The sequence below is a fragment of the Pseudoalteromonas prydzensis genome (assembly GCF_001661495.1).
Lineage (GTDB): Bacteria > Pseudomonadota > Gammaproteobacteria > Enterobacterales > Alteromonadaceae > Pseudoalteromonas > Pseudoalteromonas prydzensis.
On sequence record NZ_BDDT01000005.1, the window covers coordinates 50,173 to 68,984 of the forward strand.

Consider the following 18,812-nt stretch of genomic DNA (forward strand, 5'->3'; position numbering starts at 1 on the left):
TCACACAGAAAGCTAAAAGGAAGTAAACATGCGGTTTAAGAAACATGGCTTGACACTAACACAGTTGGATATATTTCTGGATCAGGATAAGTATCCTACGTTGCCATTGTATAACGTCGGTGGTTATGTCGAAATAGCGTCAGCCGTTTCTTTAGATAAGTTTAAGCAGGCGTTTTCGCAGCAAGTTAAACTGCATGATGCTTTCTATCTACGTTTTATAAAGGCTAATGGGGGCATTGAGCAGTACGTATCTACAGACGAAATAGAGCTGTTAGTGCACGACTTCTCAAATCATACGGATCCTGAAATCGAAGCCCAAGCGCTATTTAAGCAGTGTTACCAACAAATATTTAATATCGAAAAGAGCATATTACATCACTCTGGGCTGATTAAGCTTGGGGAAGCGAGATATTGGTATTATAGCGTTTCACATCACTTAATAATGGATGGCTGGGCATACGCCATTTGGGTTAAAAATCTGATCCAGCGCTACATGTATTTGGTCGAACTAGACACAGACGCACCGAGTAATGAGCCCATTTCGTTTATCGAAAATATTGCAAAGCAAGTCGATTATATCAAGAGTGAAAAATACCAAAATTCATTGCAATATTGGGTTTCGGAAATTAACGAATTGAGCGACTCAGTATTAGAACCTAAGGATAATTCGGTTGAACTTGCTTTATCCAGCCGCCGAGTCGTTAAAAATATATCGCATGACATCTATCAACAGTGGCAGCTTGTTGCTGAAGCGATGAATGGTCAAGTGCATCATCTTATATTGGCATTGCTTTATATTTATTTCCGGCGCACTTCAGGAAAAGAGGTTATTGCCATCGGATTACCCTCCCGAAATCGTAGTGGGCGCGAAAAAGATGTAGTAGGGTCTTTTGTTAGTGTTCGGCCATTATGTATGACGGCCAAGAGCGATGCTGGTGTTAGAGACATCATTAATATGTTGAAAAAGAAACTCACCACAAATTCTCGTCATCAAAAAGTGCCTTTGCATAAAATCATTGAGTCTATCGACGCTGGTCGCTTGAATAATGGACGACTCTTTGATATTCAGTTTAATTATCAATTGCTGGATTATAATATTGGTAATGAACACTGTCCTACCGCGACGTATTTCTTATCCAATAATTGTGAAAGAACACCATTTACTTTCAATATTTGTGAGTATGGAGAGCATCAAGACGTTCAGCTGCAAATTGATACCAATGACGCATACTTTGAGCCGGGGGAAGGTGAGTTATTAATGGAGCGCTTTCTTCACATGCTGGAACAAGTAAGTTCGGACAGTGAGGTTTTGTCTTCAGATATTGAAATTATACCGGCGAAAGAAATAAGCAAGATCAATAGCTGGGCTTATAAAGAGACAACGGCACCACTTAACAAACGATTAGAGCAACTCTTTGATGACATTGCTCACCGTTACCCCAATAAAATTGCAGTTGTTCAAAATGATGAGCAACTGACGTATAAAGAACTGGAGCAAAAATCGAATCAGCTTGCTAACTGGATTAATGAACAAACGAGTAATAATCAAGCACCGATAGGCCTAGCTTATAAAAGCTCTCCTGCATTTATTATTGCTATGCTTGCCGTATTAAAAGCGGGCAGAGCCTATATGCCCTTGGATCGTACTTATCCTCAGTCTAGGCTTCGACAAATGATTGAGTTAAGCAAAATGGAGTTTGCGCTTACAGATCATCAGAGTTTCGCGAAAGAAAATGCGGATGCCAACATACAGTACATTGGCGAGTCTCAATGGCAACAAACATTGTCCAAATATCCCGTTGCCCTAAACGTTGTCGATAATGAAAGTGACATTGCTTACGTTATGTTTACTTCGGGCTCTACAGGAAAGCCGAAGGGAGTGGTTGTACCACATAAAGGTATCGTGCGTCTGGTCATCAATCCTGATTATATTTCCCTAAGTGAACAAACCCGTACGCTTCTGCTATGTAAGCTATCTTTTGACGTGAGCACTTTTGAGATATGGGCTCCATTGCTTAATGGTGGTCAGTTAGTGATATATCCTGATTGTGATTTGACGTTTTCTCATTTGACTGAGGTCTTGACGGAGAAGAACGTCAATACATTGTGGTTAACCGCCGCTTTATTTGATGGCTGGATACAATCGACGGATGTAGTACCTGAAAATCTAGAATATGTTATGGCTGGCGGTGATGTTTTTTCTCCGCATTCTGTAAGAAAGCTTTTTGCACTACACCCCAAAGTGGCATTCATCAATGGCTATGGTCCAACGGAGAATACGACATTTAGTACTTGTTGCACGTTTGATGGCCGCGCAAAAATAGGCACGAAAATTCCGATAGGCCAACCCATTGCAGGGTCAAGCGTGTATGTGGTCAATGAATCTGAGCAGTTACAACCGATCGGCGTTGTTGGGGAGCTATTAGTTGGTGGACATGGTCTGGCGACAGGATATTTAAATGCTGAGGAACTGACAAAAGAACGATTTATTGTACGTGATTTTGGTCTGGGCTCCGAGGCAGTATATCGAACCGGTGATTTGGTCTATAGGAAACAGGATGGAAACATTGAATATGTTGGCCGAGGAGATCAACAGGTAAAAGTCAGAGGGTTTCGCATTGAACTCGCGGAAATAGAAACCCGTTTGGCGTCTATGGATATCGTAAAAGATAGTGCCGTGGTGTGTAAAGGTGGTATCCAGTTAATTGCCTTTGTTGTCAGAGAGGCCATGGTAGATAACGCTGAGTATACCAGTGCTCAAGACGCTGATTTTATAAAAACAGTTTACGATTTTGCGCAGGAAAATTTACCGGCTTACATGTTACCAAGTCGAATAATATCGATTGATGCATTGCCCGTAACGGCTAATGGGAAGTTAGACAGAAAGCCTCTTTTGCTACGAGCCCAACAAATCAATGATTTTGAAGATTATGTAGCGCCAGGCAATTCTATCGAGGAAGCGATCCAAAGTATTTGCCAGCAGTACCTGGGTGAAAGAGTCAGTATCAAGGCAAATTTTTTCGATCTTGGTGGTAACTCAATTACAGCGATGAGAATGGTTGGCGATATAACTCAACGTTTAAATGTGGAAGTTACTACCTCCAGTATTTTTAAATACCCTAGCGTTGAGGTGATGGCAAATTATATCGCGTCTTTGCATGGTACTGAAACGCCTGAAAAGACACAAATACGTGCGCTCGGTCATTCTGGTGTTGTTCCACTGGCGCTAATACAGCAACAGTTTTGGCAAGAGCATGCGCTGTTTGGTGAAACGTCAAAATACAATTTACCAGGGTGTTTTCAAATTAATGGGTCATTTGACATTCTAGCTTTTGAGCAAGCGGTTGAGGTGCTCATTGAACGGCATCAGGTGCTTCGCACCACATACTCTGGTACGGCTGAATCCCCTGTGGCCACGGTTAATGCCGATTGTAAGTTACGCTTGGTGCAACACGATTTTCGCCATATATCCAATGATCAACAGCTATTACGGGTGGACGAGATTTTTCAACAAGAGATCCAAACACCATTTAATTTAGCAACGGATAAGATGATTCGTGGGCAAGTCATGGTAATCAGCGATACGCAATGTTTTCTTTGCCTTACTCTTCATCACATTGCGGTGGATGGGTGGTCATTAAATATAATATTTTCTGAACTTGAGTTGTATTATCGCGATATTCTCAATTCTGGTGTTGCTAGATACAAGTTGCCGGCACTTCAATATTCCGATTTTTCTCACTGGCAGTCTCAGTATTTGAAAGGGAAGAAACATGATGAACATATTTCGTATTGGGAAAGGTATTTGGAAAATATCCCGCAGGTTCACTCGTTACCAACTGATTTTAAGCGACCACGCCAAACGAGTCATCAAGGTGTAATACATTATCAATATTATGATCGCACGGTATTGGAAGGTATAAATAATTTGGTCGTAGAGCAAAGAACGACCACATTTAATTTTCTTCAATTAATGTTTTCTATGCTACTTGGCCATTGGGGGCAACAGGATGATGTTGTTTTAGGTACGCCTATTGCTGGAAGGGAACAACAAGAGCTAGTCGACCTTGTTGGGTGTTTTACAAATACCATGGTGTTGCGCAATAATATTGACTCGCGAATGAGCTTTTTGCAGTTGTTAAAAATGTCTCATCAAGGATGGTTAAATAATTTAGAACATCAACAAGTACCATTTGATGAAATACTCAGTGCTTTGCAGTTGAAAAGAGTGCAGGGTGTTCATCCGGTTTTTCAAATTTGGTTTGTATTACATGATCAAGCGGCTCCAGGGCAAGCATTTACGTTACCTGGCGTTGAGATAGAGCAAAGATTATCAACTCAGCGTATGGTTAAATTTGATTTAATGTTGAGTGCGAGTATTTGTGATAATCAGCTTTGCTTGGAATGGCAATATAGCGAGGATCTATTTACTGCCGATAGTATTAATAAACTCTCGGTTGTTATGGCTGAGCTACTGAAACTGACGCTAAACGATCCTAATCGTCCTGTAGGGGAGCTGTTTAGTTTGTTAGAGCAACCGCCTCGCTCAGAAAACGATTGTGTTGATATTAAAAGTGAGAAAACTCAAATTGTAACATCCAAGAACATACCGGAAAAACAATTACAAAATGAAATTCAGGCTATCTGGAAGGCTTTATTTAAAACGGACACTATTAGTGCCACAACGGGTTTTCTCGATGCTGGTGCCAACGCTTTGCTGGCAAATGAGTTCTGTAATGAACTTAAATTGGTTGCAGGCGTGGATATACCGCAGAGTATTTTGATGGGGAATCCAACAATTGAACAATTAGAATTGTTGATAGCAGAAGAGCTTTCGATGCCCAAACAGAAACTTGTCGAAGACAGTATAGAACTAGAGTTTTAAGGAAATAGCAGGAAATGGAAAATATAATTGATACGATAGAATATCCGGTGGAATTATCAGGCAAAACACTAACACAATGGATTGAGCAACATCGGACTGATATTGTCAGTAAATTGGAAAGAGAAGGAGCCGTTCTGCTACGAGGACTGAACATTATAAGTAGTATGCAGTTTGGCATGAGAACTCAGGAATTATTCGGCTCTGAACTGGTGTCATATAGTAATCGTTCAACGCCACGCAAAGAGCTTAAGGGAAATGTATATACATCGACCGAATATCCGCCAGAAGAATCAATACCTTTGCATAATGAAAATGCATACTCTCACACGTGGCCAATGAAATTGGCTTTTCTTTGCTTAATTGCGCCATCTGTCGGGGGGCAAACGCCAATTGCCGACAGTCGTAGTGTTTATCGAAGTATTCCTGCACACATTCGGGAAAAATTTGAGCAAAAGGGTGTTCTGTATCAACGAAATTATGGCAAAGTCGGGTTGCCATGGCAGGAAGTGTTTCAGGTGGAAACTCAGGCTGAGGTAGACGAATGTTGCCGAAATGCAGGGATCCATTTTGAGTGGCAAGAAGATGGCACGTTAAAGACCTTACAAAGATGCCCTGCGGTACAAATACATCCTGTTACAGGAGAAAAAGTTTGGTTTAATCAAGCGCATTTATTTCATGTCAGCAATCATACGGCTGAGAATAGAAAGGCGCTGTTAGAGACATTTAGTTTAGATGCTTTACCTCGTCATAGTTTTTATGGTGATGGGGAGCCTATTGAAGAAGAGTATCTTGACGTTATTCGTCAGGTTTTTCTTTCAGAAAAAATAATGTTTTCATGGCAACGAGGTGATCTCTTGCTCATTGATAATATGCTTTATTGTCATGGTCGTGAACCTTTTGAAGGTAATCGTCGCATCCTCGTTTCTATGGCTGAAGCCAACTCAATCAAACAACAGGAAAAGTGTGGAGTCGAAAATGAATGTGCTTGAGTTGCTAAAAACAATCTCGGATAAGAATATCGATCTTCGTCTTGAAGGTGACAAGTTAAAAATCCGCGGTGACAAACAGGCGCTGGATGCTGAAATCGTAGCGGCTATACAAAAACATAAACCGCAATTAGTGGAATATCTCAGTTCACAAAAAGAAGCTGACGACAATGTTACTGCACGTTTATCTGATAGTGACAAATATAATGCTTTTCCTTTGTCTTACAAACAACGCCGATTATGGCTCAGTATTCAACGTGATGGTGATTCACCTTTGAATCATCACGCTACTTGTATTCACATGCGTGGCCAATGCGATTTGAAGAAGTTGGAAATAGCGTTGCTTAAATTGCAGCAACGACACGAAAGTCTTCGCACCAGATTTAATTCGGATGATACGGAAGTCTGGCAACAATTAGTTGAAGTTTCATCGTTTAATTTACCAGTCCAAGATTTTCATGAAGAGAAAATTGCCGATAGCGAGCTCGAGCGTATTATCGCGAGTGTTTCTGAATCACCATTTGATCTCAATGTCGACTTATTGTTTAAAGTGACACTGATTCAGTTGACAAACAATGAGCATATACTCGTACTCGTGACTCATAGCCTTATTGCTGATGCGCAGTCCCATCCCCTGTTATTACGTGACCTTATCTCTATTTATCAGCATGAGTCTGGGGAAAATCTGCCGCAGCTTCCTGAACTATCTTTGCAGTTTGCCGAATATGTCGAGTGGGAAAATCGCTCGCTAAGTAGCGAAAAGCTCAATAATGATTTTGAATTTTGGTTGAAGGCTCTCAAGGATGTTCCTCAAATTCATAACCTGCCTACTGATTATGTGCGTCCTATCGAGAACCGTCATCGCGCTGCGGTTATTACCAAACCTTTGCCATTAAGCCTGATGAAACGAGTAGAAAAAGCTGCTTTGGATAGTGAATGTAAGCCGTTTGAGTTTATGTATACTCTATTTTCTGTACTACTGGCTCGAATAAGTGCTAATACAGAAGTAGTTGTTGGTATCAATGCTGACAATCGAGTGCAAGGGCCGTTTGACGATGTTATCGGACAATTATCCAATACATTGATTATTCGCTCGCAAGTGAATAAATCGATGCATTTAACTGAGCTTTTGCAACAGAATCGCGAGTATTTTAATGCCGCATCTGGTCATCAGTTGCTGCCTAATGAACTGCTATTATCTAAGCTTGGTGTACCTCAGTCGTTGGCTGCAAATCCTCTATGTCAAATTTTCTTTTCCATGTCAAAAGCGCCGCTAATTCAAGATGAGCACAATTTATTGAATGCGGAACTAATTCGACCAAAAAGCACTATCACTGCCTACGATTTAAAGCTTGATATTTCGAACCGTGCTACAGATTTGAACCTTGTCTGGGAGTACAACACAGATCTATTTACCGAAAGCACCATTGATAATATGGCGGATATGTACCTGTATCTGATGGAAGCTGCACTACAAGCGCCTGAAACTTCGGTTTGGCAATTGCCACTAGCGACTGAACAACTGCACCCAAGTGTCAGTGTGTCTGACTATCCGCATTGTCGGCTAGAACAATGGTTTGCTGAGGCTGCTGTTGCAACGCCAGAGCAATTTGCGATTATTGAAGGCAAACAGCGATTGACGTTCTCACAGCTTGACCGGCAGAGTCATAAACTGGCGGCATTCCTTCAGGAACAGGGCATTGGCTCTGGAGAGCGGATTGGTTTGTGTGGTAATCGCTCTGTTGAAGCGATTGTTGGTCTGTTAGCAATCCTTAAATCTGGTGCTGCTTATGTGCCGATGGAGCCTTCATACCCAGAAGCCCGGTTGCGGTATGTTGTTGAGAATGCATCGGTTGATTTAGTGTTACTTACCAGTGAAGCCGTCAATACATTTCCATTGTCTGATGTCGAAATTTTGGTGCTAAGTGGTGCAGAAGAAAAGCAGTGGTTAGAAGACTATGACAATTATGAATTGAATTGTGGTCAGTTTAGTGCAGAGGATCCAGCTTATGTCATCTATACTTCAGGTTCAACAGGACAACCTAAAGGAGTGCCGGTAAGTCATCATAATTTAGTGCACTATGTTAGCCAGTTGTCTCAACGATATCCGTTTTCACCTGGGCTAAATTATGCTCTGACTGCAACATTGGCCACAGATTTAGGTAATACAATTCTTTTTACATCTATGGTAAAAAGTGGCTGTTTGCATGTTATCAATCATAATACTGCTGTCGATGCTAAGTTAATGTGGGAGTATTTTGCCCAGCATGATATAGATGTCGCAAAGTTTACTCCAAGCCATTATAGCGCCCTTATTGCTGAGGACGGACTTCCTCTACTGTTGCCTAATAAATATTTAATTTTCGGTGGTGAAGTTTTTAGCAGCGCTTTGTTGAGGACAATCCAAAGTCGTTGCGCTAATACAGCATGTCGTATTATTAATCATTATGGCCCCACGGAAACAACTATTGGTTGTTTGACTTACGAGGTCAACGGAAATGAGAAAGGTTGTTCGATACCTGTCGGTCAGCCATTGGGAAATATGGCGGCTATCATTATGCAGGATGGCCAGGCGGTTCCGTGTGGTGTTATCGGAGAGCTGGTAATTGCAGGACCTTCTGTTACATCGGGTTATTTAAATGGTGGTGATGAGCAAGTTAAATATTTTCAAATAGCTTTAGACAATGGACAAGTGCTTAACGCTTATCGTACCGGTGATCAGTCAGTGCAGGATGCAAATGGTGACATCACATTTATTGGACGGCAGGATGAACAAGTAAGAATACGCGGTTTTCGAGTGGAAATTGGAGAGATCGAAAATGCGTTATTATCAATCGAATCTGTATCTCAAGCGGCGGTTTTGCTGCATCAAGATGGAGACGTATCTAAATTATCGGCTTATGTTGCCACAGTGAAATCGAATGAGCAGATCGCAAAGGAATTAAAGCTACTGCTTTTAGGGCATATGCTTCCTGATCGGATACATGTATTTAAAACATTACCGCTCACTGCAAATGGTAAGCTAGATCGCCGTGCCCTTTCATCTTTGGAGGGGGGAGACACAGTTTCTTATCTTGCGCCAAGCAGCAAAACGGAACAAGGCCTACAAACGATTTATCAGGAATTGTTAAAGCTTGAAACTGTCAGTGCAAATGGTGATTTTTTTGAGTTAGGAGGTCATTCATTACTTACGACTCGTTTGTTATCGCGTATTCGGGATTCATTTAATGTTGATCTCACGATAAACGATATCTTCAGTTGCCCTGTATTGAATGAGCTGGCGCAGCTAATAGATACTCAGGAAACGTCCAATTATAAAAATGTGCTGGCGGTTACCAGCGAAGTTGATGAAGTTCCACTTTCGTATGCTCAACAGCGCTTGTGGTTTATCGAACAATATGAAGGTGGTAGTTCGCATTACAACATGCCCTTTGCCATGAGAATAGATGGCCGCTTAAATCTGAGTATCGCAGAGCAGGCATTCCAGCTTATCATTGAACGTCATCGAGCATTACGAACTAACTTTGTAAAGAAAAATGAAGGTCCAGTTCAGTTGGTCAATTGTAACCCTGAGTTTGAACTAAAAGTTCATGACCTTGGTGAGTTGCAAGGAGGTGAACAACAAAAAGCGATTGATGCGCTTATTGCAGAGAATACGAACTACGAGTTTGATCTGGTATTGGATTTGATGATTCGGGCCAGTTACATTCATACCCAGGAACAGTGTGGAATTTTATTAGTTAATTTACATCATATTGCGAGCGACGGTTGGTCGTTGAGCAATTTGATGAATGAATTTAAAGAAATCTATGATGCCTTACTCATAGGGCGAGAAGTAAACCTGCCAAATCTTAGTGTGCAATATGGAGATTTTGCCGTTTGGCAAACGCAAAAATTACAGGATTCTCAATCCCAGAAGGATTATTGGTTAAAACAGCTTAATGGTTTGCCACAAGTACATAACCTGCCGCTTGATAGAGCGAGACCACAGAAGCAAACCTTTGCCGGTAGTATGCATGAACTTGTAATAGACAAAGAGCGGGTTGATGCTTTACAGCGATTAGCAAATAGCCATGATTCGACTCTGTTTATGGTGTTACATGCGGCGTTTTCTATTTTGCTAAGCGGCTATTCAGGACAAAAAGACATTGTTATAGGTACACCTGTCGCCAATCGGTTAGATAGCCAGCTTGAAACTTTAATCGGCTTCTTTATAAATACGTTACTTTTACGTACGCAACATCAGCATGGAGTCAGCTTTCGCCAGTTATTGCAACAAATTCGTTCCGTGAATTTGGATGCCTTGGAAAATCAAGATATTCCATTTGAATATTTAGTTGAAAAGATTAACCCCGTACGTAGTGCCAGTCATGCACCCTTGTGTCAAATCATGATGAGTATGAGTAATTATGATATGCCGATAACTCGGCTTGAAAATGCAGAGCTGACCCCGTTACCGATCGAAGGGCTGCCATCGAAATTTGATTTATTGCTTAATGGTCGCGACAGTGAACAGGGGCTAAGCCTGACTTTTCTGTATAACAGCGATTTGTTTAATGCCGAAACCATTGCCGGTTATGCAAAATCTTTTGAACTTATTTTGCATCGTATTGTGGCTGATCCAGATTGCAGCGTTGATAGATTATTGATCCCTGATGCGGATGAAGTTGTCGAGTTGATCGCGCTGAACCCTGCGCCTCAGCTTCAAACGGTGCATCCTCTCATTCATCAATATGTTGAAGCACAAGCGCTGTCAAATGGTGAGAGTATTGCGTTAAGTACTGAGCGGGCTGTTATGAGCTACAGGCAGTTAAATGAAGCGGCTAACCAATTAGCTGCCGAAATGATTGACCGAGGGATCAAAGCGCAAGCATTGATCGGATTAAGCTGTGAACGGAATTGCGATATGGTGGTAGCAATGCTAGCCATATTAAAGGTTGGTGCCGCGTATGTGCCATTAGATCCTGATTATCCGTCGGCACGTATAAAAGATATGGTCGAGGATTGCGATCTGGCAATGATTATCTGCCATAAGGCGATGTTGCCGATTTTTGCTGAATTTCAAACCAATTGTCTTGCCTATGATGACGAGTTTGTGCAGCAGCGTTTGCGCGATAATGCTAAAGGCAATATTCAACATGCTGAGCTGGGTTGTCATACTTGTGCCTATGTTAATTTTACTTCCGGTTCAACAGGTAAACCCAAAGGCGTTATGGTGCCTCACCGTGCCATCATCCGCCTGGTTATTGATACTAACTTTATTGAGTTTGATGCCGAATGTTGTGTCGCCCAAACGTCAAATTGCTCATTTGATGCTGCAACTCTGGAAATTTGGGGAGCTTTAGCTAATGGTGCTCGCCTGCATTTTGTGAGTAAAGAGGATATGTTAGATCCCAACAGATTACCTTCACTAATATCTGATGCTTCTATCTCGACAATGTTCTTGACGACATCGTTATTTCATCAAATTGCCAATGCAATGCCGACGGCTTTTGAACGTTTGAAATACCTTGTTGTTGGTGGCGAAGCTATTGGTGTTGCAGCGGTGAACAAAGTCCTAAAATATGGCAAGCCAGATCATTTACTAAATGGTTATGGTCCGACCGAAAATACGACATTCAGTGCTGTTTTTGATATTCAAATAGCATCCGAGCAGGCTTATCCCATTGGCTTTCCAGTACGCGGTACCGATTGCTTTATCCTTGACGATAACCGTGAATTACTTCCTCGGGGCGCAGTTGGCGAGCTCTATGTTGGTGGTCTGGGCGTTGCTCTTGGTTATATTTCTCGCCCTGAGTTAACGGCGGAACGTTTTTTCAAGGATGAACGATTAGCACCTAGCTACCTGTATCGCACTGGCGATCTGGTGCGCTGGAAGTATGATGGTACGTTGGAATATCTGGGACGTATTGATCATCAGGTTAAGATCCGCGGTTTTCGGGTCGAGCTTGGTGAAATTGAAACAAAACTCAGTTTACTTGAGCTGGTTAATGAGTCGCATGTGATGGCGATCAGCGATGCATCGAATACTAAGCGACTTGTTGCCTACCTGACGCCTTCCGCAAGTTTCAATTTGGTTGAACATGAAGACTTTTGCCAGCACGTTCGCGCTGAGATATCAGAAATATTACCTGATTATATGATCCCTAGTCAGTTTGTGGTGATGGAGCAATTGCCGTTAAATGAAAATGGTAAGGTTGACCGAAATAAGTTAATCGTTCCTGAACTGATGGAAAATCCTATTGATTTTAAGGAACCAGTTGGCGAGCTTGAGATTTCTATCGCCAATATCTTCTGTCATTTGTTAAAACGTGCGAGCGTTAGCCGTCATGGCAACTTCTTTAGTTTAGGTGGGCACTCATTGCTGGCTGTTCAGCTGGCAAGTGAATTAAAATTACAACTGGAAAAGGTCGTGCCTATCCGCGAAATATTTTCGCAGCCTAGCGTTTCACAGTTGGCACACTGGATTGAAAATAATCAGCTTAAAAAAGCATTGCCCGCGATAAAATCTATTGCCAACAAACAGGCAATTCCTTTGTCTTTTGAGCAGAATAGATTGTGGTTTATTGATTTGGTTGGGGCTGGCAGCAGTCAATACAATATGCCGGCTTGTTTTGCTATTCGTGGCGAACTAAATATTGATGCACTTCAAACAGCGTTTGATTCTATAGTGGAGCAGCATGAAATATTACGCACACGTTATGAAGAAAACCAAGGTCAGTATGTTCAGGTTGTCCAGGCTGCGAAGAAAGTTCCACTACGTATTGTTGACTTATCAAATTTAGCAGATGAACAAAGGAATACTCAACTTGCTGCATCGTTAATCGATGCCGAGAATGAGGTGTTTAATTTAAGTGTTGATCTGATGATCCGTGTGCACTTATTTAAGTTGGCGCAGGATGATCATAGGTTACTGATTAATATTCATCATATTGCCTGTGATGGATGGTCGATGGGGATTTTGGTTAAAGAGTTGAACCAACTTTATAGTGCGTTGAACTCTGACTCACAGGTCGTATTGAAACCGTTGGCGCTGCAGTATGCGGATTATTCTCTATGGCAAAAACAACACCTGACGGTGGATTTTCTTGAAAATCAGAAACGCTACTGGTTGGCTAGGTTGGCTGATATTCCGGTAGTTCACAGTTTGCCTTTAGACAAAGTGCGTCCGGCTCAAATGACTACAACGGGTCATCAATTCTGGCAACGTTTCGACAAGTCCAAATTAGACAGTTTACAAAACTTTGCTGATGTAAACGGTGTGACGTTGTTCATGTTGTTGCAATCTATCTATGCGCTTACGATAGGGCGATGGAGCAGAGAGCGTGACATAGTGATAGGCACACCGTTGGCCGGTCGTAATGACAAAGCTCTGGAAGACTTGGTTGGTTGTTTTGTTAATACCATGGTTATTCGCAACAATGTGGATAGTAGCCTTACGTTTAACCAATTCCTTGCGCAAAATAAAGACCATATTCTTAGTGATTTCGATCATCAAGATGTCCCTTTTGAGCTGCTGGTTGAAGCTATTAATCCACCTCGGAGCAACAGCCACCTGCCGATATTTCAGTTGTGGTTTGTACTGCAAAACATGGAAGTTGGCCAACTTGCATGGCCAGGGCTGGAACTCACGCAATTAAAGCCAGCAGGATGTAATGCCAAGTTTGATCTCATGCTAAGCGCGACTGAAGATGAGCAGGGGCTAGACTTGCATTGGGTGTACAACACCGCGTTATTTGAACAACAAACGATCATGACCTTAGCCGACAGTTTTAGTCACTTGGTTGATGAGATACTGATTAATCAAGATCAGTGTCTTAATCACTATTCATTATTGAATGGAAAACAGCAAAAGGTCTTGTTGGAGCTTAGGCAAAAGCAACAACCAAAACCAGCTACTCGCACTGTGGTTGATAATATTTCTGCCTATGCTTTGGCATATCCTGAGGCAACAGCCATCGAATTTGGCTCAGAAAGCGTGAGTTTTGCTCAATTGCTTAAAAAGTCTGATCGGTTAGCTGGTCTACTCCGTGAATCTGGTATTGGCAAAGGGCAGGCCGTTGGTATATCCAGTCGACGCTGTTTGGAGCAAGTTATCTCCATGGTGGCGCTTGGAAAATTAGGTGCTATTTTTGTCCCTATGGATTACAAGGCACCACAGGATCGTCTTGCGTTCATCATTGAAGATAGTGAGATCAGCGCGGTTTTGGTGAGTAGTGTCGACGCAGAACATTTCGATATCGCCGATGTAGAAGTCTTTATGCTCGATGGTGGCGCCGCTAATGATGATTGGTTAGCTGGATATGAAACTTTGTCTTCACAGACTAGCGAAGCAATAGATAGTGCTGATACTGCGTATATACTTTACACTTCAGGTACTAGCGGCAAGCCAAAAGGTGTGCGAGTAAGCCATGTTAATCTGGCAAGCTTGGCAGAAAGTTTTTCAGGGCTGCTGAAGGAACAAGGATTGCAGCAGCCGTATCGTTGGGGATGGAATGCACCACTGATGTTTGATGCTTCTTTGCAGGCATACAGTCAGTTGGGTTTTGGCGCGCAGCTCGTATTAATTGATGATGACACTCGGGTTAGCCCTGAGGCGTTCGTGACGTTGTTAGACCGTAACAAAATTGATATCTATGATTGCACACCAGCAATCGCTGAGCTTTTGCTAAATGAGGCAGAGACAAGAAATGTTGCTTTGCCTTCCATGATCGTTGGTGGAGAGGCCATTCATAATGAACTTTGGCAGCAGATAGGGCTTCATTGTCAAAAGCATAAGCGATTTGCCATCAACGCATACGGTCCAACAGAGACGACAATAAATGCGACTTGTGCAGTCATTTCTCCTGAAACGACAAGCAATATCGGCATGCCATTGTCAAATACCCGTATACATGTCGTCGATGAGCGAGGTCAATTGGTACCACTAGGGATGGTTGGTGAGTGTTGTATCGAAGGACCATCGGTGAGTCAGGGCTATCTTAACTTGCCAGAGTTAACTAAGGACAAGTATTCCCATATTGTCTTGGGTAATAGTGAACGGGTTCGGATTTATCGAAGTGGCGATTTAGTTAGGTGGCGTCCCGATCATTGTCTTGATTACCTTGGACGCATTGATCATCAGGTGAAACTGCGAGGATACCGAATTGAACTAAAAGAAATCGAGCAAAATATATCTGAATTATCCGGCATTGAGCAAGCCGTTGTAGCAGTTAACCAGGAATCGCAACAATTGATTGCCTATCTGGTGGTTAAAGAGTCAGGATTACAGGTCAGTGATATTGATATGCATCTTCGTCAGTGTCTTCCTGAATATATGATCCCCGAACATTATATGTACCTGGACGAGATTCCAGTAACATCCAATGGGAAAGTTAATATTAAAGCATTGCCTTCACCTGAGGTGAATGAGCAACGACAATATACTTTGCCGGTCACATCAATTGAACAGGCCGTATATGATATCTGGGGGAGGTTGTTGAATGTTTCCTCACTTTCCACGGACGATAATTTCTTTGCTTTAGGCGGACATTCATTATTGGCAATTCGTACGATTAGTGCGTTTAAAGAAAGCTTCAGTTGTGCTATGACATTGAAGATCTTCTTTGAATTTCCAACGATTGCAGCCCAAGCAAGGATAATTTCAGATTTAGCAGGCACTTTTGCAGCAGCATGTGTCGAGATTTGTAAAGCCCCTGAAAGCGCCCAAGTCCCATTATCATTTGCGCAACAGCGTATGTGGTTGATCGACCAAATGGAGGAGGGCAGCAGTCATTATAATATCCCAGCAGCATTCCATCTTCAGGGGGATTTAAATATAGACGCGGTCTATTCTGCTTTACAAAGGATAATTGAGCGACATGAGGCTTTACGTACCGTAGTAGTGGTTGGTGATAATGGACCTTATCAAGAAGTGCGTTCCGTAAATCATGTGCCGATTGAGCTCAAAGATTTGTCGAAACTGAAAGAAGATGAGTTAGCAAGTTGTTTAAGTACGCTCATTGGTTTAGAGGCACAAGCTCCCTTTGATTTGAAAAATGATTTAATGCTTCGGGTAAGCCTTATTAAGCTCAGTGCTAAGCATCACGTTATGATGTTTAATATGCATCATATCGCTTCTGACGGCTGGTCAATTAGTGTGTTAGTTAAGGAGTTTACGACCCTATATAGTGCTTATGTTAAGGGCGAAGTTGCTCAGCTAGCTGAATTAAAAGCAAGCTACCGGGATTATGCTTATGCGCAGCAATTACCTGAGGCGAAACAAAAACAGGATATTGAATCTAAGTATTGGTTAGAGCAGTTGTCAGGGATACCGCAAATTCATAGTTTACCGCTTGATAAAATTCGCCCGGCGCGACAAACCTATCAAGGTGCGTTAATAGAACGTCGCGTCAATCGGGAGACCTTGAGTAGGTTAAACGAGTTTTCGAAACAGTATGATGTGACGTTGTTTATGACTTTGCAGGCAGTGCTTGCTGTTTTACTTGCTCGTTGGAGCAATGAACAGGATATTGTGATAGGTACACCTGTCGCGGGACGAACCGAGCAAGCATTGGAGCCAATGATAGGATTCTTTTTAAATACATTGGTGATGCGTAATGATTTAAGTGAAAATCCAAAATTCAGCGATTTTCTGCAAGCGACCAAAGATATGGTACTTTCAGCATTTGATCATCAAGACTACCCATTTGAATTATTGGTAGAGCAACTCAAACCTGAACGTAGTGCAAGCCATTTGCCGATATTTCAAATTATGTTTGTGTTGCAGAATCATCACCAGGAAACGCTTAAATTACCTGGGGTTGAGCTAACTCCCGCTGAGCGGGGGGAGATTGTTGCCAAATTTGATTTATTACTGGCGGCAATGGAAGAAGATGGCGAGTTATTGTTGTCCTGGGACTACAATAGCGATTTGTTTGTTGAATCTTCTATCGCCCGTCTCAGCGATGGTTTTGTTTGTCTGTTGGACAATATTTTGTCTGAACCTGATACTCATGTACAGGGAATGAATCTCCTTCCGGCAACTGAGCGCCAAAAGATGTTAGTCAACTGGAATGATACGCTTGAGCTTTTTCCTCAAGATAAACTAATGCACCAGTTATTTATTGAGCAAGTCAGCAAGACACCAACGGCTATTGCAGTCGTAGATAGTGAGGGAGAGTTAAGTTACCTGGAGTTATATCAGGCTGCGCGAGCTATCAATGAAAAAATTGCTGCACATGGTTTTACTGTCGAAAGCTTAATTGCAGTGCGTTTGCCAAAAGGGCGGCAACAGCTGATAGCAACGTTAGCGATCATGATGTCTGGTTCGGCTTATCTGCCTCTCGATTCAAATTGGCCGGCAGAGCGTTGTAATCAGATTATGCAACATGCTCAAGCTGTGATGGTACTTACCGACGGGCAAACGCAAGATGAATTGCTTGAATCGGTTCCTCAGCTAAATGTCACTCAAGCGCTGAAGGATAATATCTATGTATTGGCGGATGCGAAGAATTTTGTTTATCGTCAACAGCCAGATAATTTGGCTTACGTCATCTTTACTTCCGGTTCGACAGGAAAACCGAAAGGAGTCGCGATTGAACATCGATCTGTGGTTAATACCTTGTTCGATATCAATAAAAGGTTCAATGTTAGCAGTAAAGATAAGGTATTAACTGTCTCTGCATTAAGCTTTGATTTGTCGGTATACGACCTTTTCGGTTTATTAGCGGTTGGGGGCTCTGTGGTGTTTCCTGATGAAGCCAGAGAAAAGGACCCGCGGCATTGGCTGACAATGGTGGAACAGCATGGCGTTACAATTTGGAATACCGTGCCGGTCTCAGCGGAATTGTTGGTTTCAGAATATGAATATGCGGAGCAGGCGCAATCAAGCATTCGATTGGTGATGATGAGTGGTGATTGGATCCCACCAGGATTGCCACAACGTCTGTGGAATCGTTTTTCAGACTGCGAAGTATATAGCTTAGGTGGTGCGACAGAAGGATCTATCTGGTCAATCATGTATCCAATTATCGAAGATAGCAGTCACCTAAAAAGTATTCCTTATGGTAAACCCATGGCAAATCAGAAATTCTTTATTTTAACTTCTGATTTGGAACCTTGTCCCGTTGGGGTAATGGGTGAACTACACATTGGTGGTGTAGGTGTTGCGCGCTGTTATTACCATGATAGAGAACGTACAGATGCAAGCTACATTCAGCATCCTGAACTTAAAGAGCGATTGTATAAAACGGGGGATATGGGTCGCTTTATGGAAGATGGCAATATTGAATTTGCTGGGCGTATCGATCATCAAGTCAAGATACGCGGCTTCAGGATTGAGTTGGGCGAGATTGAGGCGGTATTGTCTGATCATCAAGACATTAATGATGCCATTGTGATGGTTCGACAAGATCATCGGCAAGTTCAACAGCTAGTCGCCTATCTGGTCGTTAATAATAAGTCTGGAATTTCCAATACCGACAGTCAACGCATCCGTAGCTATTTGTTGTCGAAACTGCCTAGCTATATGGTGCCCAGTAAGTTCATTTTGTTGGATAATTTACCGCTTAGCGCTAATGGCAAAGTGGATCGAAATCGCCTGCCTGAGCCATCCTGGGATAGTGGGAGTAGACAAATTTCACCACCAAAGACCAAGACAGAGAAACTTATGGCTGAGGTCTGGGGCGCTATTCTCGAACAGGAAAGTATTGGCGTTGAAACCAACTTTTTTGAACTCGGTGGTAGCTCGGTACACTTAATCCAGGTTGTAGCAAAGATCAACGCCTTGATGGGAACCGATTTTAGTGTCGTGTCGTTGTTTGAGCATTCTACGGTTAGGGAAATGGCTCGCTTTATTGATGAATCCCAATCAGGGCAGGAAAGAAAAAATTCAGCGACGAAATCAAAGCGGGTAAATAAATTAGCTCAACGTCGTGTACAGCGAGTGCATTAAGGAATTT

Annotated in this window: 3 protein-coding genes; all 3 read left to right on the forward strand. The window is 42.3% G+C overall.

The genetic code is table 11. The features are described from left to right. Positions 1–28 precede the first annotated feature (28 nt). From A7968_RS11255 to A7968_RS11265, 3 genes are read left to right on the forward strand one after another with little or no spacing between them, the layout of a single operon-like run. A complete protein-coding gene (locus A7968_RS11255; RefSeq protein WP_064666679.1) occupies positions 29–4,885 on the forward strand; it encodes a non-ribosomal peptide synthetase in 4,857 nt (1,618 codons plus the stop codon). Positions 4,886–4,899: 14 nt separating this feature from the next. Further along, a complete protein-coding gene (locus tag A7968_RS11260) occupies positions 4,900–5,874 on the forward strand; it encodes a TauD/TfdA family dioxygenase (protein ID WP_064666680.1) in 975 nt (324 codons plus the stop codon). Beyond that, the gene (locus A7968_RS11265; RefSeq protein ID WP_064666681.1) at positions 5,861–18,805 is read left to right on the forward strand and encodes a non-ribosomal peptide synthetase; all 12,945 of its coding nucleotides are present in this window, start codon (positions 5,861–5,863) and stop codon (positions 18,803–18,805) included. The genes A7968_RS11260 and A7968_RS11265 overlap by 14 nt, the downstream gene beginning before the upstream one ends. The last annotated feature ends 7 nt before the right edge of the window (positions 18,806–18,812 follow it).

What these genes read in the sequence shown, in the direction of transcription:
- A7968_RS11265 (WP_064666681.1), top strand. Translation starts at nt 5,861, where the DNA reads ATGAATGTGCTTGAGTTGCTAAAAACAATCTCGGATAAGAATATCGAT.
- A7968_RS11260 (WP_064666680.1), top strand. Translation starts at nt 4,900, where the DNA reads ATGGAAAATATAATTGATACGATAGAATATCCGGTGGAATTATCAGGC.
- A7968_RS11255 (WP_064666679.1), top strand. Translation starts at nt 29, where the DNA reads ATGCGGTTTAAGAAACATGGCTTGACACTAACACAGTTGGATATATTT.